At 66.6% G+C, this 19,284-nt stretch carries 18 protein-coding genes; 1 reads left to right on the top strand and 17 read right to left on the bottom strand.

Annotation, left to right across the window (positions count from 1 at the left end):
- Position 1: 1 nt before the first annotated feature.
- The 8 genes from M9978_RS06155 to M9978_RS06120 all read right to left on the bottom strand — a co-directional run bounded on the left by M9978_RS06155 (position 2) and on the right by M9978_RS06120 (position 10,802).
- Positions 2-1,660 carry a CocE/NonD family hydrolase gene (locus M9978_RS06155; RefSeq protein WP_254292120.1) on the bottom strand — a complete coding sequence of 553 codons (1,659 nt, stop codon included), beginning with the start codon at positions 1,658-1,660 and terminating at the stop codon, positions 2-4.
- Between the two features lie 2 nt (positions 1,661-1,662).
- Positions 1,663-2,934 (bottom strand): acyl-CoA dehydrogenase family protein, encoded by a 1,272-nt coding sequence (locus tag M9978_RS06150; protein ID WP_254292119.1) that lies wholly within the window; start codon positions 2,932-2,934, stop codon positions 1,663-1,665.
- Positions 2,935-2,939: 5 nt separating this feature from the next.
- Positions 2,940-3,950, bottom strand: a complete 1,011-nt coding sequence (locus M9978_RS06145; protein ID WP_254292118.1) for a VOC family protein — start codon at positions 3,948-3,950, stop codon at positions 2,940-2,942.
- A complete protein-coding gene (locus M9978_RS06140) occupies positions 3,947-6,163 on the bottom strand; it encodes a CocE/NonD family hydrolase (protein WP_254292117.1) in 2,217 nt (738 codons plus the stop codon). The genes M9978_RS06145 and M9978_RS06140 overlap by 4 nt, the downstream gene beginning before the upstream one ends.
- Positions 6,164-6,274: 111 nt before the next feature.
- Positions 6,275-8,656 carry a TonB-dependent receptor gene (locus M9978_RS06135; RefSeq protein ID WP_254292116.1) on the bottom strand — a complete coding sequence of 794 codons (2,382 nt, stop codon included), beginning with the start codon at positions 8,654-8,656 and terminating at the stop codon, positions 6,275-6,277.
- Positions 8,657-8,742: 86 nt separating this feature from the next.
- Entirely contained in the window at positions 8,743-9,675 is a 933-nt protein-coding gene (locus tag M9978_RS06130) for a VOC family protein (RefSeq protein ID WP_254292115.1), read from the bottom strand.
- 1 nt (position 9,676) lies between these two features.
- Complete coding sequence (locus M9978_RS06125; RefSeq protein ID WP_254292114.1) at positions 9,677-10,429, bottom strand: CE1 family esterase; 753 nt, start codon at positions 10,427-10,429, stop codon at positions 9,677-9,679.
- Positions 10,430-10,457: 28 nt separating this feature from the next.
- Positions 10,458-10,802, bottom strand: coding sequence for a cupin domain-containing protein (locus tag M9978_RS06120; protein ID WP_254292113.1), 345 nt, complete (start codon positions 10,800-10,802; stop codon positions 10,458-10,460).
- Between the two features lie 96 nt (positions 10,803-10,898).
- Between M9978_RS06120 and mhpA the strand changes: the two genes are divergently transcribed.
- Positions 10,899-12,458 carry a bifunctional 3-(3-hydroxy-phenyl)propionate/3-hydroxycinnamic acid hydroxylase MhpA gene (mhpA, locus tag M9978_RS06115; RefSeq protein ID WP_254292112.1) on the top strand — a complete coding sequence of 520 codons (1,560 nt, stop codon included), beginning with the start codon at positions 10,899-10,901 and terminating at the stop codon, positions 12,456-12,458.
- On the opposite strand, the gene M9978_RS06110 is transcribed toward mhpA, so the two are convergent.
- From M9978_RS06110 to M9978_RS06070, 9 genes are all read right to left on the bottom strand, one after another.
- Positions 12,447-13,319, bottom strand: coding sequence for an SDR family oxidoreductase (locus M9978_RS06110; RefSeq protein WP_254292111.1), 873 nt, complete (start codon positions 13,317-13,319; stop codon positions 12,447-12,449). The genes mhpA and M9978_RS06110 overlap by 12 nt on opposite strands.
- Positions 13,316-13,873, bottom strand: a complete 558-nt coding sequence (locus tag M9978_RS06105; protein WP_254292110.1) for an NADPH-dependent FMN reductase — start codon at positions 13,871-13,873, stop codon at positions 13,316-13,318. The genes M9978_RS06110 and M9978_RS06105 overlap by 4 nt, the downstream gene beginning before the upstream one ends.
- On the bottom strand, positions 13,870-14,691 hold the full coding sequence (locus M9978_RS06100) for a fumarylacetoacetate hydrolase family protein (protein ID WP_254292109.1): 822 nt from the start codon (positions 14,689-14,691) through the stop codon (positions 13,870-13,872). The genes M9978_RS06105 and M9978_RS06100 overlap by 4 nt, the downstream gene beginning before the upstream one ends.
- A gap of 3 nt (positions 14,692-14,694) precedes the next feature.
- Positions 14,695-15,624 carry a VOC family protein gene (locus tag M9978_RS06095; RefSeq protein ID WP_254292108.1) on the bottom strand — a complete coding sequence of 310 codons (930 nt, stop codon included), beginning with the start codon at positions 15,622-15,624 and terminating at the stop codon, positions 14,695-14,697.
- Between the two features lie 28 nt (positions 15,625-15,652).
- Positions 15,653-17,161 (bottom strand): AMP-binding protein, encoded by a 1,509-nt coding sequence (locus M9978_RS06090; protein WP_254292107.1) that lies wholly within the window; start codon positions 17,159-17,161, stop codon positions 15,653-15,655.
- A 2-nt stretch (positions 17,162-17,163) separates the two neighbouring features.
- Complete coding sequence (locus M9978_RS06085; protein WP_254292106.1) at positions 17,164-17,460, bottom strand: Dabb family protein; 297 nt, start codon at positions 17,458-17,460, stop codon at positions 17,164-17,166.
- 76 nt (positions 17,461-17,536) lie between these two features.
- Positions 17,537-18,310, bottom strand: coding sequence for an enoyl-CoA hydratase/isomerase family protein (locus M9978_RS06080; protein WP_254292105.1), 774 nt, complete (start codon positions 18,308-18,310; stop codon positions 17,537-17,539).
- Between the two features lie 5 nt (positions 18,311-18,315).
- On the bottom strand, positions 18,316-18,726 hold the full coding sequence (locus M9978_RS06075; protein WP_254292104.1) for a nuclear transport factor 2 family protein: 411 nt from the start codon (positions 18,724-18,726) through the stop codon (positions 18,316-18,318).
- Positions 18,723-19,277: a nuclear transport factor 2 family protein gene (locus M9978_RS06070; protein WP_254292103.1), complete on the bottom strand. Its 555-nt coding sequence runs from the start codon at positions 19,275-19,277 to the stop codon at positions 18,723-18,725. The genes M9978_RS06075 and M9978_RS06070 overlap by 4 nt, the downstream gene beginning before the upstream one ends.
- Positions 19,278-19,284: the final 7 nt, after the last annotated feature.

The following is a 19,284-nucleotide window of genomic DNA, read 5'->3' as shown; positions in this document are numbered from 1 at the left end:
CTCAGCCGGGAATCACGGGCAGCAGGATATGGCTGTCGTAGCGGCCGCCGGCATGGATGACGTGCCGTCCAGCGTTACGCGTGACCGGGTGGAGCGCGATGGCCACGCCGGGTTCCTCCGACGGGGGGAACGGATCGCTGCCCGTCACCACCACGCGCAACTGCTCGCCCGCGCGGAACAGCGTGCTCGACGGCCAGATTTCGATTTCTACGGGCACGATTTCGCCCGGCTTGAGCCGTTCCTCGCGCTGATGCGGGTGATATGGCTGCCACGGCGTGCTTTTCGCCGCGTCGAGTTCGCGGTGTGACACGCGCAGCCAGCCATGCGCGGCATGGCCGAATTTGAACCGCGTGATGTAATAGAAATTGACGAGTTCGCCCGCCGCATCGAGCTTCTGCACGGCGGCGAACAGGTCCATGTCGTCGGCGCCCTCGGCCTCGACCCACAGCTTGAGCTTGAAATAGCCGGTCAGCTCGGTGTCCCGCTCGAACACATGCGAGAAACCCGCCTCGCCAGTCGCCGCGTCATAGGCGACGACCGATTCCGTGCTGACCGGCGCGGGGTCTAGCGAGAGGTTTGCCGCATCGAGATAGAGCGGCGTATATACGGTGCGCGCCAGCGGCCATTCCGCCTCGGCGCGCTCCTCGCCGACCTCGATTCCTTCGCGGACTTCCAGCCGCACCTTTGGCCAGTCATCGACCTCGTTGGGGATGCCCTTCAGGAACCGGTCGAAAAACGCGACCTGCCGCCGCGTGCTTTCCGGCGTGTACATCCGCGCCCATTTGTTGCGGCCATGCACCTCGAGCCATTTCTGCCCCGTGCCCAGCCGATTGAAGGCGGACAGCGAACCGCGCGTATGCACCGCATGGTCGCTCCAGCACGAGATGACATAGGTGGGCACATCGATCCGCTCGACGGTAGGCACTTTGCTCTGCCAATAATCGTCGAAGAACGGATGCAGCTCCATCGCGGTCAGCCAGTTTTCGGCGCGGTTGCGTGAATTGCGCGTCTGCGCATTCCAGAAGCCGATAAAGCCCGAATTGGGAATGCCGCCATGCGCGACGATCTCGCGATAGAGGTCGCTCATCCCGTCATAGGGCATCAGCGCGGCGAGATGCGGCGGGCGCGTCGCCCCGGCGAACCATTGCACGATGCCGAAATAGGAAGCCCCGCCCATCCCGACCTTGCCGTTCGACCATTGTTGCGCAGCGATCCATTCGATCGTGTCGTGGATGTCGTCGCCCTCCTGCGGGCTCCAGGCGGTGGCGTCGCCTTCGGACGCATTGATGCCGCGCGGATCGGGGACGACGATGGCATAGCCGAGCGGGCACCAGGTCAGCGGATCCTGCGCCTCGATCGGGGCATATTCCGATACCTCGGCATTTTGCGTGAACAGCCGCCGCACCGGCTCGGGCCAGCGGTAATGCTTGCCATAGGCGCTCCACAGCAGGATCGCCGGGAGCGGTCCCTCGACACCCGCGGGCCGGTAGATGTCGGCATAGATGGTCAGGCCGTCGCGCAGCGTGACCGCCACGTCATAGTCGATCGTCAGGCCATCGGCGGTGACGCGGCGGGGGTTGAAGCCGGGGTAGAAGCGGCCCTCGGGCGGCAGGCCCGGCTCCATCACCGCGTCGTCGACGCCGTTGACCACCTGCCCCATCGTCAGCCGGCCTTTTTGAGCGCCGCGGGTGCGAAGCGGTCGAGCGTGGTGATCCCCGCGAAATTGTGCGGCTGAATGCCCGCCATCAGCCGCCCGTAATTCTCCGACAGTGCCTCGAGGTTGAGCGCGCCGTGAAGCGTGATCACGCGCGCGTCGCGCCAGGCCCGCTGGATCGACTCGCTTTCCATGATCGCGGTCGATCCCGAGTTGCGCTGGAGCAGCTCGATCGCCTCGGCGCACCATTTGGCGACGTAGGCCGTCTCGACCAGCACGCGCGCGCTGAAATTCTGCATATATTCGGGATCGGCCGGCGTACCCGCCGCGGCAAGCTCGCCCAGCCGGTCCGTCTCGGCGGCATTGGCCTGCGCCATCAGCGTCGCCGAGCGTATCTTCGAATGCACCTCGGCGAGCATCAGATGCGTGAGCGGCGCCTGGAGCTGGTCTTTGTAGGTGGTGCCGCGGATCGGGCGGCCGGCGGAACGGTCGAGGAAGCGGTCCAGCGCGCCCTGCGCGATCCCGATCGACATGCCGCCCATCAGGCTGAACGCCCAGCCGAGCGAAGGTGCCTGCCACAGCGATCCGGCAAGGCCGTTGTCGATCGTCATGCCCGCGATGTCGCTGAAATCGACCACGCGGTAATCGGGCACGAACAGCTCGTCCGACGGCAGCATCAGCGAGACGCTGCCGGTGCCGCGCATGCCGGCGACCTGCCAGTCGTCGAGGAAGCGAAGCTCGCCGATCGGCACCTGCACGGCGAGCAGGCGTTTCCCGTCAGCTTCGTCGGTGATGCAGCCGAGATTGGTGTACGGCGCCCACAGCGAATCACTGCCGAAGGTCCACGGGCCGCCCGAGATGATCCAGCCTCCCTCGGTGCGCCGCGCCCGGCCGCGCGAGGCGGGGAAGTGGCTCGATCCGGCCACGCGCGGCCCGACCCATTGCGGCCCATAGACTTCCTCAACCACGCGCGCGCCCGAACCCGCCGGGATCCAGTTGGTCGAGGCCGCGACCCATACGCACCAGCCGCACGAGCCGTCCCATTTGGCGACTTCGGACACGACGTCGAGCTGTTGCCGCACCGACAGCTCGTCGCCGCCATATTCGGCCGGGCTGCCGATGTTGAACGCGCCGGTGGCGTCGATATCGGCGATCGTCTGGTCCGACAGCCGCCCGGCGCGCTCGGCGTCGAGCGCGCGGTCACGCAACGTGGGTCCCAGCGCGCGGACCTTCTCCACTATTTCCGCAAGCCGCCCGGACTTGTCCTGAACCGCAGCCATGATCGTCAACTCCTGTGAATTTGATGCGGCTCGGCCGCGGCATGTGCCGGCGGACGCCACCATTTCTGCGGTTCGGGTGAGAAGCCGAACTGGCGTTCGACCTCGTGCGGCACCGACAGCGTCTTCAACCGGTGCGTCACCACACCAATCGCATGGTTGCCGCCGATGAACGAGGCGGGTTCGGGGACGGTCCAGCCGAACCCAGCCGCCCTGACGCGCTCGAACACCCCGCCGGTCAGCGCGGGGTCGCGATGGCCGACCGCGATTGTCTTGAAGCCCTGCCGGTCGAGCCGGTCGTCCGCCGGACTGCCGCCCGCAGGCGATTGATATTCGACGACCTCCAGAAACACCGTGCCGCCGCGCAACGTCGCCACCCGGCGCTGAGCATCGGGCAGCCCCCAGAGCCCCTCGTCATCGGCCGAATGCAGTGTGACATCGCTTCGTTCGAGTCCGACGACATCGCCGAAAAAGGCGAGCGCCGCGTCCAGATCGGCCACCGACACCGCGGCATAGACCACCGCTGGCTCCGCATCGTGATAGCGGTCGCGCTCGCCCGGAAGCGCCGCCCCCTCCTCCATGATCTCGACCGGCACGCCGGTCGTGGGATCGCGAAAGCACACGCGGCGCAACCCATCGGCCTCGACCGGCGGCGTGATCGTCGCGACGCCGAGCTCGCCGAGCCGCGCCAGCACATCGTCGAAATCGGGCACCGAAATACCCAGGCGGCAGAAGCCGATATCGTTCGGCTGCCAGTCAACGGGCAGCGCCCGCTGTGGCGGCGTGCTGTGAGTCCAGAATTCGAGCTGAAGCAGCTCCTGCCGGCCGACCATGTAGAGCATCGCCGCACCGCCCCACTCGCCCAGTCCCATCACCTGGCCATTGTGCCGGGTATAGGTGATGCGGTCGCCCGCCGGCGCGAAGCCGAGCACGGTCGACCAGAGATGCTTGGCGAGCGGCAGATTGTCGCTGCCCAGCACGATCTGGACGATGTTGGGGGAAGGCACGCCGGCGGTCATCTGGCCGGCACGATCGGAAGCTGGATATAGCTGGGATGATCGGGGCCGGTATGTACCGTGTTGGCCGCGCCCACATGATAGCTGGGATCATAGGCGCGCACTGGAATACCCGCCGGCGAATAGGGCTGGATATCGATGCGCAGGCGGCAGCCCTTCCGGATGAGCGCGCTGCTGGGGTACAGGCCGACCTCGATTGCGACGATCTCGTCGGGCTTGAGCGGCGCATGGTCCGCTTCGAGATGCGACGGGACCGGCCAGTAATCGGTCGTGCGGGCCTCATCGAGCTTGCGGTGCGAGACCTTGAGAATGCCATGGCCGACCGGGTGAATATGCACCGGATCGTTGGGCATCACGGGCGTTTCGTAGCGGATCTCGCGGCCCGTTTCGTCGAGCACGCGCAGCGACACGAACACGTCCATGTCGTGATGCGTCGAGGACACCCACAGGCCGGCCTTCATATAGCCGGCCAGCACCATGTCCTCGGCCATCGGCTCGCTGACGAAGCTGATGCCGGTCGATCCGCGCGGCGTGCCGCCAATGCGGCCGAGCGGCGCCGGGATCGGGTGCCCGATGTCGAGATGCGCGTCGTAACTGGCGCTTGCCGCCGTCTCGGGCGGCCGATCGGTGATGCGCAGGAAGTCGGTGCGCAGCCCGTCGCCCGGCCAGTCCGAAGGCGAGGCATCGAGATACCAGCGCGGATATTGCGTGCGCGCGATCGGCCATTCGCGCTCGTGCATCAGCTGATGCGCGCCGTCGCCGGTGCGCAGCTGGATGCGGACCGGCGCCTCGTCCATCACGCCATTGTCGATGCCCTTGAGCCAATGGTCGAAGAAGCGGACATGGTCGGCGGTCGTCGCTTCGCTGTAGCAGCCCGGGAACCACGCGTCGGTGAAGTCGAAGCGGCGCGCCTTGGCCGCGGTCGAGTGGATGAAGGTCTCGCTGCTGCCGAGCTGGTGGATGGTGACGCCGGTCTGCGGCCCGGTGATCCACACCGGTGCGGTCGCCTTCGACAGGTCGGGGCGCATGAAGATCGACCCGTTCGGACCATAGGCCGCAGGGTCGTTGAACGGCGTCGCTAGCGTGCGCGCCATCCAGTCGGTCTCGCGGCGCTCGCCGCACCAGTTGTTGCCCGACCAGATCTGGTGCCACCAGGTCCAGAAGCCCTCGCCGAAAAGGCCCCCGCCATAGATCGCTTCGTTGTAGATATCGGCGTCGGTGCCCTGCGCGATCATCGCCTTGAGGTGCGGCGGCTGGAGACTCGCGACATTATGCTGGGTCATGGCGAGGTACGACATGCCCCACAGCCCGACATTGCCGTTCGACCAGGGCTGAGTCCCCGCCCATTCGATCGCGTCGTAATAATCCTCGGCTTCCTGCACGCTCAACGGCGACTGGATGCCCGGGCTGTTGCCGACGCCGCGCGCATCCACGCGGACGCAGGCATAGCCCTGCGGCACCCACACCGATGAATCGACGCTCTCGTGATTCTCGTACTGGAGCCCATCCGGATTGCCGGAGAAGAAGCGGTCCTCGAGGATTTCCTTCTCGAGCGCGTCGTCCACGCTGCAAATGCATTCGTGGTAGAAGGCCTTGCCGTAAAAGCCCTTGTTGAGGACGACCGGATATTGCCCGTCCCCGGCGGGTCGGAACACGTCGCCGAGGACATAGGACCCATCGCGCAACGGGATACGGACATCGGTCATCTTGACGATGCCGCGAATGTCCCGGCGCAGCTGATTGCGGGCCGCGGCGGCGTGACGCAGCGTGCGCGGGGCGGCGAACGCGCCCGCTATGCCGTTGAGCTTGTCGAGCAGCGCCGTCACCGCGGGGTCAGCCGCGAAGCTGGCCTCGTCCTGGCTGTAATTGATGACCGTCGCGCCGATCGCCTCATGGACCGCGGGCGAAATCGTCACCCCAGCCTCGACATTGCTGTCCTGGGCGAGCGACTGCACCAGCCGCGCAAGGTTGGTGACGGCCGGATCATGGAGCTTGTCGATCTTGCCCGCGACGCGGTTGACGAGCTGCACGAGATTGACTCGCGGCGCGCCCGCCGTGGCGCCCAGCACCAGCCCACCGACCGAGAAGGCGACGGCCTCACCCGCGCGATAGTCGAACTCGCCGCCTGAGCCGGTGACGCCAGCCAGCGTCGGCGTCTGGTACTTCAATCCGGCGATGGGGCCGGCGAAAATACCGGTGGCGACAGGGTTGGACATCACACTCTTGCTTTCACTCGTCATTGGCGCGGCAAACCTGCCACGACACGTCGGAAAAACGCAGATCAGGCCGGTGAGGCGCGGACCGTCCGGCCCGCGCCCCTGCCCCGGTCAGAACTTGACCCTGACCGAAGCCTCGAAGGTCCGCGGCGCACCCGGCGTTTCGAGCGGCACGGTGACCATGTCGAACGCCAATGCGGTCGCGATATACTGCTTGTTGAACAGATTGCGGACCGAACCGCGGATCTCGAAATTGCCCCAGCTGAAGCTCGCATTGAGGTTGGTCAGCGCATAGCCCTTGACCCGGTACAGGCCGAGCACCTGGCTCGTCGTCGTGCCCGCCGGCAGCACGCCGGGAATGCCGGGATAGGCGGTGCCGGCCGGAACGCCCTGATAGTCGTTGGTATAGCTCGACGAATAGGTTTCCTGAGCGGTCAGCTCGAACGTGCCCGGCCCGACATCATGGCTGAACGTGACCGATCCGTTGAGCGAATGCTTGGGCGAACGCACCAGCGGCACGCCGGTCAAATTGACCTGCGGCGAAGGCGGCGCGGGCAGGCTGTACTGCGTGATCTTCGAGTCGACATAGGTGTATTGCAGGCCGAGGCGCAGGTTGCGCGAGACCACCGCGGTGGCATCGAGATCGACGCCGCGTCCGCGCGCCTTGGCGGCGTTGCTGATGATCGGCGTGATCGCGCCGTTGACGATGATGTTCTGCGCGAGCTGAAGTCCGCTATATTCATTGTCGAACAGCGCGACGTTGAGCTGGAGCCGCCGGTCCAGAAACTGCGATTTGAGACCCAGCTCATAGGCATCGACATTTTGCGGGCCATAGTTGATGCGTGCGACCGCGCCGGTGTTGAGTCCGCCCGGCGAATTGCCCTTGGCGTAGCTGGCATAGACCATCACGGCGGGCGTGATCTTGTAGCTCAGATTGGCGCTGCCGGTGACCGCGTTGAAGTTGGCGGCGCGATAGACCATCGGCACGGTCGGGATGACGAGGTTCGCCAGCCGGTTGCGGATCGCGACACCGGCCGTTCCCGAAATCTCGTCCCGCCCCCAGCGCAGCCCGACATTGAGGTTGAGCTGATCGGTGATGTCATAGCCGACCTGGCCGAACGCGGCGTAGGAGAAGGTCTCGGTATAAGACGGCTGGTAGAGCGCGTTGACGTTACCCAGATCATATTGGACCGATCCCGGCATGAAGCTCGCGAACGGACGCGTGGTGTCGAAGATCTTGCCGCCGCCCTGCTCGACGTCCGAATGCAGCAGGTACACGCCGAAGATGTAGTTCCACGGCCCCGCCTTGTCCGACACGCGCAGCTCCTGCGAGAAGCGCTTCTCATAATAGGGGCTCGACCCGTTCGCCCAGTTGAGCCGGGTATTGTCGAGCGAGAAGAATGGATCGAGCGTCGAGTGCTGATAGTCCGAAAGCGAGGCGAACTCGCCGAACGGCGTCTGGAAGCGCATGTCGAGCGTGACCTGCTCGCCCCTGATCTTGCCATGCTGTTCGGTCTGCAGCTGGCCCCGCCACACGTTCGGCGCGAAGACGAGCGCGGCGCGCGAAGCGGCGCTGGCCGGGTTGGCGAACACCACCGACTGGCCGAGCGGCGCGCGGACGAGGCCGGCGGTGACGAACGGCAGCGGGAGATCGTCGCGGTAGATCGCGCCGGTCAGGCGGATCGCGACGGCGTCGCTCGGCTCCCACAACACGCGGATGCGACCGATCTGGCGGTCATAGCCGGCCGAGTGAATGTCGGTGACGGGATCATAGACATAGCCCTCGCGCTTTTCGGCAAGGCCATAGAGGCGTACCGACAGCGTGTCCGACAGTGGCAGCGACACCGCGCCCTGCACCCGCCACATCGTGTCGCCATGGGTCGAGCTGACGCCTGCGCCGGCATCGAGATAGCCCGAGAATTCCTTTGCGGGATCGGCGGTGGCGATGTTGAACGCGCCGGTGAACGAAGCGCGGCCATAGAGCGTGCTCTGCGGCCCCTTGGCCACCTCGACGCGTTCGGTATCGGTGCGGTTGATCACGGTCGACAGCGTCGGCGCGACGAAGACGCCGTCCTGGAAGATGCCGACCGCCGAGTTCGACGGGTTGCCCGCCGCAGAGCGGTTGCCGAAGCCGCGAATGCCGATCACCGGCACCGGGCCGATCACCTGGAAGGTCACGCCCGACACTTTCGACTGGATATCGGCGAGCGAGGCCATGCCACCCAGTTCGTCGCCGGTGATCGCGGCCACACTGGCCGGAATGTCCTGCTGCCGCTCTTCGACGCGGCGGGCGGTCACGACGATGTCGGCGATCTGCGCGCCGTCACCGGCATCGGCGTCCTGTGCAGGTGCGGCGACCGGCGCCGGATCGGCGGTTTCGGCTTGCGCGACACCCGGCGCGGCGAAAACGGCTGCGAGTGCCAGTGACGAACCGGCCGCGAACCAGGTGCCGAGTTGCCGCCGCGGGTTCGACCCCATCCGAATCTTGCGCATCATATCCCTCCCAAGATGTTTTGATCTTCGACTCAAAGTGACTTGGTGTCTTTAACTCGTCAAGTGCAATCTGTCGCCATTGGATTTCAGTCAAGAAAATCAGGCGGAGGCGGCGGACCCCATACCGCCAGCGCCTCGTCGGCGACGTCGTGCCGTTCGCGCTGGTGGGCTTCGGTCAGGATGTCGCCATCGGCATAATGCTCGATCATGAAGCCCGAGCAGTCGCGCCAGTAATCGAACACCTGGCTGCCAAGGATGTGGCGCCCGACGCCCCAGAATTGCGTCCAGCCCTGTGCCTTGAGCCACTCGCTGCCCATCATCACTTCGTCCGGGTCCTGCACCTCGAACGAGCAATGGTGAACGTGCGTCGCCGGCGATTCGAGGAAGAACAGGCTGTGGTGATCGACCCACTCGTCGCCCTGCGCCACGCGCAGGAACGCGGCGATGTCCTTCTCCTGCGGCCCGGCATGCAGCGTGTCCGACGCGGCCATGCCGAGATTGTCGCGATACCAGGCGAAGGTCGCTTCGAAGCTGCTGACGTTGAACCCGAAATGCCCGAGCTTGCGGACGCGTGCGGGCCGCCGTTCGAAGCGCTGGAACTGGCCGAAGCGCTGCTTGCGGTCGCCGAAATTGACGACGGCGGCGTCGGTCTCGGGCAGCGGCGCGAGCGGCGTGCGCCCCGCGACGAGGTCGATCCGGAACCCGTCGGGGTCGCGAAGCTCGACACAGGCGCCACCCTGCGGCCCCGGCAGCGGACGCACAAGCGAGGCGCCCTCGATCGACCGCGACGCTTCCTCGAGCACCGCGACATCGGCGACCTCGAACGCGCCGGCGACGAACGCCGGCTCGCCCTCATGCGCGACATAGCAATAGCCGTCGGCGGAGACGCCGCGGAAGTAGATCGCCCCCGGCTCGCGCCCGCATGGCAGGAAGCCGAAATCGGTCAGGAACCGCTCCGCCTCGGCCAGCGACGCGTGGCGATATTGCATGAAGGCCGGCCGCAGCACGCGAATGCCCATGTTATTCATCCCGTCCGTTGCGCGCCATGTGGCGCATAAAGAAGGCCGCGATCAGCGCAGAGGCATCGAAGTCCTCGCCGTCGGGGCCGAAGAGCCGCAAATGCTCGCGATCGGAACTGCCCGGCCAGGCGTGCGCCGCATTGGGCAGTGCATGGAAGTCGAGCAGGCCCGACCCCTGCGCCGCGGCATAGCGCGCGCAGGTCTCATCCATCCCGATATCCCAGCGCATGTAGCCGCTTCCGCCATAGGGATTGATCGGATCGTCGAGGCCATGAAAGGCGATGGTCGGCGGCGGGGCGCGATCCCCCGCGACCGCCCGCAGCCCGGCGACCAGCCCGGCTGCGGTCCACGGCAAACGGCTCTTGACCAGCAGATGCGAGGCGAGCCGTGCGCCGCCCGAATAGCCGGCGAGGAACAGCGGCGCATCGGTGAGACCGAGATCGGACCGTGCGGCGGCCACCCGCTCATCGATCCAGCCAAAATCGTCGCTGGCCGGAACCGCCAGGTCGGAAGCGTCGGGGAGCGGCGCGCCGGGAATGTGCCAGGCGAAGCCCGCTTGCAGGTCGGGCATCAGCTGAAACGGGATCGCCGCTTGCGGCAGCAGCACGGCGATATCGTTCGCCAGCAGCAGATCGGCGAGCCCGCTGATCGCGCGCTGCCGTGCCGCATCCATACCGCTGCCGTGAAGCTCGACCGCCAGCGCGCGGACGCGCCCGCGTTCCGGCGTGAGCAGCAGCGCACGTCGCTCCGGCACGTGGCAGGAAGAGCGCGCCCGATTCACCTTAATGTTGCGGCGGTGGCGTGACCACGATCATGGCCGCCGGCTCGCTGCCCTCATTCACCACCGCGCGCGATTCGTCCGCGGCGATGAAGATGCTGTCCCACTGGCTCAGCACGTGCCGTTCGCCGTCGGCCTGCTCGATCGTCAGCGTGCCTTGCGTGACGACATAGACCTTGCCGATCGGCCCCGCCCCCATCGGCACGCGCGCGCTGGCGGGAAAAGTCGAATAGCCGACCAGCGCGAAGTCGGCGGAACTCGCCTCACCGCCCTGAAGCCGCCGCGCCTCGACCGCTTCATGATCCGGCGCCGTGTAAAATGGCGCGTCGGCAAATCTCACCACATCCATCAGCTCAATCCGATCACAAGAAGATTGACAAGGTCACATGGTGACTTAGTAGATGTTCAGCGGCATGGTCAAGCGCCGGGTGGGAAGAGGATAGATATGATTGACGTGGCGATCATCGGCGCCGGCCCGGTCGGGCTGTTTACGGCGTTGCTGCTCCAGCAGCGGGGCGTGTCCGTCGCGTTGTATGAACGCTGGCCGACCTTTTACCCGCTGCCGCGCGCGTGCGGGGTCGATCACGAGATCGTCCGTCAGTTGCAGGGCGCAGGGCTCGCCGAGGCGATGGAGCCGCTGCTTGATCCGGTGATCGGTCCCGACAAGACCTATGAATTCTTCGACGCAAAGGGCGAGACGATCCTGCAGATCGACTGGAACCGCCCGGGCCTGTCGGGCTTCGCGCAGATGAATATGTTCTACCAGCCCGATCTTGAACGGATGCTCGCCGAGCAGCTCGAGGCCTCGCCGCTGGTCAGCATCCATCGCGGGCGGGAACTTGTCAGCATCGAGCAACATGACGGCCATGTCGCGCTCGAATTTGCGGCGACCGAGGATTTGGCGGACCGGATCACCGTCGAGGCGCGCTACGCGATCGGCGCCGATGGTGCACGCGCCACCACGCGCAACCTGCTCGGCATCGCGGAGACCGATCTCGGCTTCGGCTATGACTGGCTCGTGCTCGACGTCGTGCCGCATGAGAAGCGCGTGTGGAAACCCTATGTGATCCAGCATTGCGATCCCGCGCGCCCGCACACGCTGGTCGGCAGCGGGCCGACACGACGGCGCTGGGAATTCATGCGCCTGCCCGGCGAGACGATCGAGCAGCTCAACTCGCCCGAGATGGCGTGGCAGCTGCTCGCGCGCTGGGATCTCCATCCCGGCAATGCGACCCTGGAGCGCCATACGGTCTACACCTTCCGCGGCGCCTGGGCGGACGAATGGAAGAAGGGCCGCGTGATGCTTGCGGGGGACGCCGCGCACCTGATGCCGCCATTCCTCGGCCAGGGACTGTGCTCGGGCATGCGTGACGCGATGGCGCTCGGCTGGCGGCTGGCGGCAGTGCTCAAGGGCGAGGCGCCGGAGGCGCTGTTCGACTCCTACGGCCCCGAACGCAGCGGGCATGTGCAGGAGATCATCACGCAGGCGGTCGAGATGGGCCGGATCATCTGCATGCTCGACCCCGCCGAGGTCGCCGCACGCGACGCGCATATGAAGGCGGCGATCAAGGACCCCGCGCTCGCGCTCAAGCCGCCGCCCGAGCCACGGCTGGGCGAGAGCGGCGGCTACCGCACCGACGATCCCAATGCGGGCTATCTCTCGGTGCAGGGCCGCGTCGGGCATGGTGGGCGCGAAGGGCTGTTCGACGATGTGATCGGCACCGGCTGGCAGTTGCTGCTGCGTAACGGCTCGGCGGTGCTCGACCAGCGCGCTTGCGAAGGCGTCGCGCGGCTGGGCGGCGTCATCGCCGATTTCGGCCCGGACGGCGGCGTCACCGATCTCGACGGCACCTATGCCGCGTGGTTCGAGCGGCTCGGCGCGGAGGCGGTGCTGGTGCGGCCCGATTTCTACGTGTTCGGCACAGGATCGATCACGGACGCAGCGGCGCTGGTTGCGGACGCGCGCGCGATGCTCGGGACCGAGGCGGTGGAGCTACGCCGCTAGGAAAGCGGCATATTCCCGGCGCACGAACCCCTCGAAGCTGGTTGGCGCGCGGCCGAGCAGCCAGGTCAGGACGTTCGGATTGCCGAGGAAGTCATGTGCGCTGTAGCGCGCAGAGATCGCGCCGCTCATGCGCAGCTGGTGGGCCAGTTCCTCCGGGTCGAGATCACCCAGCCGCGCGCGGATGAACGCCGCCGGGTCGATCCGCTCGACCGCGATCTCGCGGCCCAGCACGCCGGACAGGACACGCCCGATATCATGGGCGGTGAAGCGGCCCGGCGCGGCCAGCTCATAGGTCGCCGCCGCATGGTCCGCCGGATGCGTCAGGACCAGCGCCGCGACATCGGTCACATCCTCCAGATCGACCATCGACTGATAGCGGTCGAGCGCCCAGCTCAGCCGGAACACGCCTTCCTCGAACACCGGCTTCAGCCGATGCGGCAGCATATAATTGGCCGGCTGGAGGATCGTGAATTCGAGTCCCGAGGATAGCAGATGCTCCTCGATGTCGCGTTTGATCTCGTGCTGGATCAGATCGGTGGTGATCGCGTGGAGGACCGAGCTGAACACGAAATGCCTGACCCCCGCCGACCGCGCCGCATCGACCATCGCGAAGCCGATCGCGCGCTCGTCGCGGTGCAGCGTCGGGCCGATATGATAGAGGCCGGCCACACCGTGTATCGCCTGAGCAATGAATTCCGGGTCGGCAAGGTCGCCGGTCAGCACCTCCTGCACGCCCAGTTCGCTCAGGCTCCGCGCCGACGCATCGGAACGCACGCATGCCCGCACCCGATGGCCGGCCGCGAGCAGCTTGGGGATCAGCCGCTTGCCCTGATTGCCATTGGCGGAGGTGACGAGAATCACCGCGGCGCGGCTCCGTGCGCGATCTCGGCGAACATCCTGGCAAAGCCCGCGCGCGCGAAGCCGATCGTCGTCTCGTCCTCGAAGCGGCCATCGGTCATTTTGGTGTTGACCATGCCGACCACGATCTCCGGCGTATTGACCGGCCGCGCCAGCGCCGACACGAGCGTCTCGCGAAGCTGATATTGCGCGCGCACGCCCCCGGTGAACGCATGCGAAGACGTCGCGATCAGCACCGGCTTGTCCTTGAGCGGGGAACCGTTATGCGGCCGCGACGCCCAGTCGAGGGCGTTCTTGAGCACGCCCGGAACGCCGTGATTATATTCGGGCGAGACGATCACGATCCCGTCCGCCGCGGCGATCTGCGCGCGCAAGGCCGCCACCGGCCCGGGCAATGGCTCGACATAAAGGTCCTGATTGAACAGCGGCAGCGCGCCGATATCGGCATGGTCCCAATCCGCCTCCGCCGCCGTCGCTTCGGCGAAAGCGGCCAGCACCGCTGTCGAATAAGCCCCGCCCCGCAGGCTGCCCGAAATGCCGAGCAGGCGATGCCTCATGCCGCGCCCCGCGCGATGGGGTTGCACAACGTGCCGATGCCCTCGATCTCGATCTCGCACACATCGCCCGGCCGCATGAACACTTGCGGCTTGCGGGCATAGCCGACGCCCGAGGGCGTGCCGGTCGCGATCACGTCACCCGGCTCGAGCGTCATCGCTTCCGACAGCGTCGCGATCAGCGTCGCCACATCGAAGATCATGTCGCCGGTATTGCTGTCCTGCATCGTCTCGCCGTTGAGCCGCGTCATGATGCGCAGCGGCGCGGCGCCAGCCGGCAGTTCGTCGGGGGTCACCAGCTCCGGGCCGAAGCCACCGGTGCGGTCGAAATTCTTGCCCATCGTCCATTGCGTCGAGAGGCGCTGGTAGTTGCGCACCGATCCATCGTTGAAGCACGAATAGCCCGCGACATGATCCAGCGCGTCATCCTTGCTGACGGCGGTGGCGGTCTTGCCGATGACGACGGCCAGCTCGGCCTCATAGTCGAGCTGCTCTGAAACCTCGGGATAGGTCAGTGCCTCGCCAGGACCCACGAGCGAGGTCGCCACGCGCAGGAACACTGCCGGATAATCCGGGATCGGATTGCCGCCTTCCAGCGCATGCAGGCGATAGTTGAGGCCGATGCAGATGAACTTGCCCGGCCGCGCGACCGGCGCGAGCAGCGTGACATCGGCGAGCGCGACCTCCTCGCCGGCCGGATGGTCGGCCGGGCTGACCGCCAGATCGACTGCCGAGGCCGCGCTGGGATGGATGGTGACCCGGTCGCCGTGGCGGACGCCATAATGGGTGCCGCCGTTACGGCTGAGCGCTACAATCCGCATCGGTCAGCGTCCCGTTTCGGCAAAGGCCATGGTGTCGTTCCACCAGCGGTCGGGCGGGACGATCCAGCCACCCGCCTTGAAGCCCGGCGCTTCCCACCTCACTGGCTCTTCCTCGATATCGATCGTGTGATAGTGGCTGGGGAACAGCTCGACGCGGTGCCCGTCGGGATCGCGCAGATAGAGGAAGCGGGCAAGGCCGGGGCTGAAATGCCGCGCGGGGCCGAACTCGACCTGCCCTTCCTGATCGCGGCACACGAACAGGTCGCAGACATGCATCAGATGATGCGTCTCAGGCACCTGATAGGCGCAATGGTGCAACCGCGGCCCTTCGCGATTGGCGAAGACGATGTCGTGCGGATTGCCCTTGCGCTGGAGGAACACCATTTCCAGGCTGCCGTCCTTGGTCACATATTCGGACAGGCGAAAGCCCATGCCGTTATAGAAGTCGAGGCTCTCGCGCACCTTGGGCGTCACGATCTGGAAATGGTCGAGCCGCAGCGCGCAGGCGCCATGATAGGCGTCCGCCTGCGCGAACAGCCGCGGGCGCGTCTCCATCGTGGCGCAGAATTCGAGCGGCGTGCCGGCGGGATCGGTGGTGTGCAGCGTGCGGCCCTGATGGGGAATTTCGACCCATGCCGTCGGAAATCCCGCCGCACGGAAATGCGCCTCGAGCAGGTCGAGATCCTCCTCGGTCAGCACGCGCAAGCCGATCCGCTCGACCGCCGGCTCGCCCTTCTTGAGCACCAGGCTGTGGTGGCATGCCTCTTCCAACCCGCGCAGCCACAACGTCGAGCTGTCCTCGTCGCTGACGACCAGCCCGAGCAGCTCGCAATAAAAGGCGCGGCTGGCTTCGAGGTCGCTGACGCGCGACACCAGATGGCTCGCTCGCGTGATGTTGAACGCCGGCTTGTAGACGGGTGTGGGCAATTGCATCCTGATTCTCCTGAACGTCGCGCCGGTCTCAGGCCGAAACCGCGGTGAAACTATCCTTGTGCAGGCCGCGCAGCTCGACCTTCTGCACCTTGCCCATCGCATTGCGGGGCAGTTCGTCGACGATGATGATGCGCTTGGGCCGCTTGAACGCCGCCAGCTCGGTCGCGAGCGCGTCACTGATGGCAGCCGGGTCCAGTTCGCGGCCGGGCGCACGCGCCACGACCGCGACCACACCCTCGCCGAAATCGGGATGCGGCACGCCGATCACCGCGCTCTCGGCCACGCCATCGAGCGCGTCGATCGCCAGTTCGATCTCCTTGGGATAGACATTATAGCCGCCCGAGATGATCAGGTCCTTGGCGCGGCCGACGATGCGCACAACGCCGCCCTCGTCCATCGTCGCGACATCGCCGCTGATGAACCAGCCGTCGGGCGTGTGATCCTGCGCAGTCTTTTCGGGATTGCGCCAATAGCCCGCGAACAGGTTCGGTCCCTTGATCTCGAGCACACCGGGCTCGCCCGCCGCTGCCGGCTTGCCGCCCTCCGCGACGACGCGCACCGCGATGCCCGGCAGCGCCGGCCCGACACTCCCGGCGATGCGCGGGCCATCATAGGGGTTCGACGTCACCATCAGCGCTTCGGTCATGCCGTAGCGTTCGAGGATGCGGTGGCCGGTGCGTTGTTCAAACGCCTCGAACGTCGCGTCGAGCAATGGCGCAGAGCCGCTGATGAACAGGCGGATATTGCTGACGAGCGCCGCCTCGAACGCAGGCTCGGTGAGCAGCCGCGTGTAGAAGGTCGGCACGCCCATGAACACGCTCGCCCGGGGCAAGTCCCGTATCACGGCAGCGGCGTCGAACCGCTCGTGGAACAGCACCGGCGAGGCGTTGCAGACCGCCAGATGCAGCGCAACGAACAGGCCATGCGCGTGGAAGATCGGCAGCGCATGCAGCAGTACGTCGTCATCCTGCCAGCGCCACGTCTCGCTCAGCGTGCGGACGTTCGACGACAGGTTGCCGTGCGTCAGCACCGCGCCCTTCGACCGGCCGGTCGTGCCGGAGGTGTAGAGAATCGCGGCGGGCTCATCGCGCCTGGCCTCGACCGTCGCCAGCGCGCCGCCGAACCCGGCCCAGGGCGCGGCATCGAGCGCGCCGGTCAGCACGGCACGCGCGCCATCAAACACGACCGTTTCCGCAGGCAGGCCGGGGCTGGCGACCAGCAAAGCCGGCTCGGCGTCGCCCAGGAAATAGGCGAGCTCACCCGCCTGATAGGCGGTGTTGAGCGGAATGAAGGTGACGCCCGCACGCAGGCAGGCGAGGTACAGGATCACCGCGGCGGGTGACTTGTGCACTTGCACCAGCGCGCGATCACCCTGCGCCACACCGATCGAACGCAGCCAGGCCGCCGCACGCGCGGTCTCGTCGAGCATCGCGTCATAGCTCAGCAGCGGCCTGCCCTCGACGATCAGGAAGTCCCGCTCGCGATGCGCCGCAGCGGCAGCCTCGAACAGCGCGAAGACATTCTCGTTGGCGGTCATCGTCAGTTATCCTCGAACTGGATCGCGACACGCGAGGCGACCAGCGGCGTCACGAAATCGGCGAGAAAGGCCTTGTGGCGCGGGTCGGTCTGATAGGCGTCCCAGGCGGCGCGGTCGGAAAAGGTGGCGACCAGCGCGTAATCGCCATTGCCCTCGCGATAGGCGAGGTCGGCGCCGTGGCGGATCGTGCCAAGCGCCGCGACCTCACCGGCGAGTACCTCCAGCGCATCGCGAAAGCCCGCCGCCTGATCCGCCGTGACCCCGTCCCGCCAGTTGAAGATCACGACATGGACGACCACCCTGCCCCTCCTGCATCATTACCAAGTCATCTGGTGACTTTGGGTATAGCAGCCATTTGCCCGCGTCAACCGTCTGTCAGCGGAAACGGGGTTGCCGCTTGTTCAGGAACGCCTCGATCCCCTCGCGAAAGTCATCGCCCTGTGTCGCGACGACGAATTCGCCAAGGCTCGCCTCGGTCTCCAGCGGCGTGCCGTGACCCACCTCACGCAGCATCACCTTGCTCCGGCGCAGCGTGAAGGGCGAGCCGCGGCGAATGATGCCGGTCAGCCGCGCCAGCGCCGCTTCGAACCCGTCCACCGGCACCACCTCATCGACCAGCCCGATCGCCAGCGCCCGCGTCGCATCGACCGGCTCGGCGGTGTAGATCATCCGCCTGGCCTGGCCGGCGCCGACCGCCGCGACCAGCCGGTGCAGGTCGCTCTGCAGATAGAGCGCGCCGAGCTTCGCCGGGGTGATCGCGAACATCGCATCATCTGCTGCGAACCGCAGGTCACCGGCGAGCGCGAGCGCGACCGAGGCGCCGTAGCAGCACCCCTCGATCGCCACGATCACCGGCTTCGTAGCCATTTCCACCGCGCGCATCGCATCCGCCATGGCCCGCGCGAACGTCATCGCGGCGGTGGGATCGCCATGCAGCGCACCGAATTCCGAAATATCGTTGCCCGCGCCGAACGTGCCCCCGGCACCGCGCAGCACGATCGCGTCGATGGCGGGATCGCCGTCCGCCGCTTCGACCAGCTGCGTCAGCGCCAGCCATGTTTCCAGCCCCAACGCATTGCGCCGCACTGGCCGGTCCAGCAGGATCGTCGCCACGCCGCCGCTCACCGACAGCGACACGCCATGATCCATGCCGGTCAGTCCTGCTGCGCGGCCATGCGCCGGGTCGCCAGCTCGATCATCGGGAAGGGGTCGTAATAATGCGGGCGGATCTCGCAGATCTTGCCGTCGCGAAAGCGGATCATCTCGCATATCGGCAGGGGCGGACCATCATGGCCATCGAGCGTGAACTCGACCAGTTCGATCGCATAGTCGCCGCCCACCGTGGTCGCCACGAAATCGAGCTTCTTCACCGCGATCGCGTCGCGCACCCGCGGAATCAGCTCGAGGAACGCGTCCTTTCCCGTCCACGTACCGCCGAACGGCATATAGGCGGGAATCGTGATCGTGAAATCGTCGGTCAGCAGTTCGCGCGCGGCGGCGTGGTCGCCCGAATAGTTGAGCGCATAATGCTGCCGGACCAGCGCCAGCTTATCCTCGTCGGTCATCGCGACACCAGCGACGTCGCGCGCACCGGCGTGCCGCCGAACCCGGCGACCTTGCTCAGCACGACATCGGTGCCGTCGCGTGGGGCACCCGAGGCGTCGGGGTGGTCGTCGAACCAGTTCCCCTTGGGATAGCGGTACATCATGTCGACCAGCAGCCGGCGCTCGGCGATCAGCCACACCCCGTCGCGCTTCTCGAACCGGTCGAAATAGCGCGCCCACAGCTTGACCGTCTCGCCCTTCCAGTGGTGCCGGTCGGACGCGGCATGATCGGCCTGAAGATAGGTCTCGACATAGGCGGTCTCGGGTCCGTCGAACTCGATCAGGCTGTTGCCGAGGAAATGCTGCGTGCGGTCGAAGCGCGGCATTTCGTCGGTGAGAAAGGCGAAGAACCCCTCCGCGCCACCGACATGCAGGCTTTCCGGGAAGTGGATATAGGCGTCCTTGTGGAACGCCCCGCGCACCAGCGCCATGTCCACCCGGTCGAGGCCGCGGCAATAGCGCAGCAGCACGTCGTGGATTTCGGTGCGCGCGGCCAGTTCTTCGAGAGTCATCAAGTCG

The sequence above is a fragment of the Sphingomonas tagetis genome, assembly GCF_024211275.1.
Lineage (GTDB): Bacteria > Pseudomonadota > Alphaproteobacteria > Sphingomonadales > Sphingomonadaceae > Sphingomonas > Sphingomonas tagetis.
The sequence above is the reverse complement of the archived record's forward strand: the minus strand, read 5'-3'. Positions and strand labels throughout refer to the sequence as shown.

Coding starts and splice junctions, on each gene's coding strand:
- M9978_RS06155 (WP_254292120.1), bottom strand. CDS start 1,660: ATGGGGCAGGTGGTCAACGGCGTCGACGACGCGGTGATGGAGCCGGGC.
- M9978_RS06150 (WP_254292119.1), bottom strand. CDS start 2,934: ATGGCTGCGGTTCAGGACAAGTCCGGGCGGCTTGCGGAAATAGTGGAG.
- M9978_RS06145 (WP_254292118.1), bottom strand. CDS start 3,950: ATGACCGCCGGCGTGCCTTCCCCCAACATCGTCCAGATCGTGCTGGGC.
- M9978_RS06140 (WP_254292117.1), bottom strand. CDS start 6,163: ATGTCCAACCCTGTCGCCACCGGTATTTTCGCCGGCCCCATCGCCGGA.
- M9978_RS06135 (WP_254292116.1), bottom strand. CDS start 8,656: ATGCGCAAGATTCGGATGGGGTCGAACCCGCGGCGGCAACTCGGCACC.
- M9978_RS06130 (WP_254292115.1), bottom strand. CDS start 9,675: ATGGGCATTCGCGTGCTGCGGCCGGCCTTCATGCAATATCGCCACGCG.
- M9978_RS06120 (WP_254292113.1), bottom strand. CDS start 10,802: ATGGATGTGGTGAGATTTGCCGACGCGCCATTTTACACGGCGCCGGAT.
- mhpA (WP_254292112.1), top strand. CDS start 10,899: ATGATTGACGTGGCGATCATCGGCGCCGGCCCGGTCGGGCTGTTTACG.
- M9978_RS06105 (WP_254292110.1), bottom strand. CDS start 13,873: ATGAGGCATCGCCTGCTCGGCATTTCGGGCAGCCTGCGGGGCGGGGCT.
- M9978_RS06100 (WP_254292109.1), bottom strand. CDS start 14,691: ATGCGGATTGTAGCGCTCAGCCGTAACGGCGGCACCCATTATGGCGTC.
- M9978_RS06095 (WP_254292108.1), bottom strand. CDS start 15,624: ATGCAATTGCCCACACCCGTCTACAAGCCGGCGTTCAACATCACGCGA.
- M9978_RS06090 (WP_254292107.1), bottom strand. CDS start 17,161: ATGACCGCCAACGAGAATGTCTTCGCGCTGTTCGAGGCTGCCGCTGCG.
- M9978_RS06080 (WP_254292105.1), bottom strand. CDS start 18,310: ATGGATCATGGCGTGTCGCTGTCGGTGAGCGGCGGCGTGGCGACGATC.
- M9978_RS06075 (WP_254292104.1), bottom strand. CDS start 18,726: ATGACCGACGAGGATAAGCTGGCGCTGGTCCGGCAGCATTATGCGCTC.
- M9978_RS06070 (WP_254292103.1), bottom strand. CDS start 19,277: ATGACTCTCGAAGAACTGGCCGCGCGCACCGAAATCCACGACGTGCTG.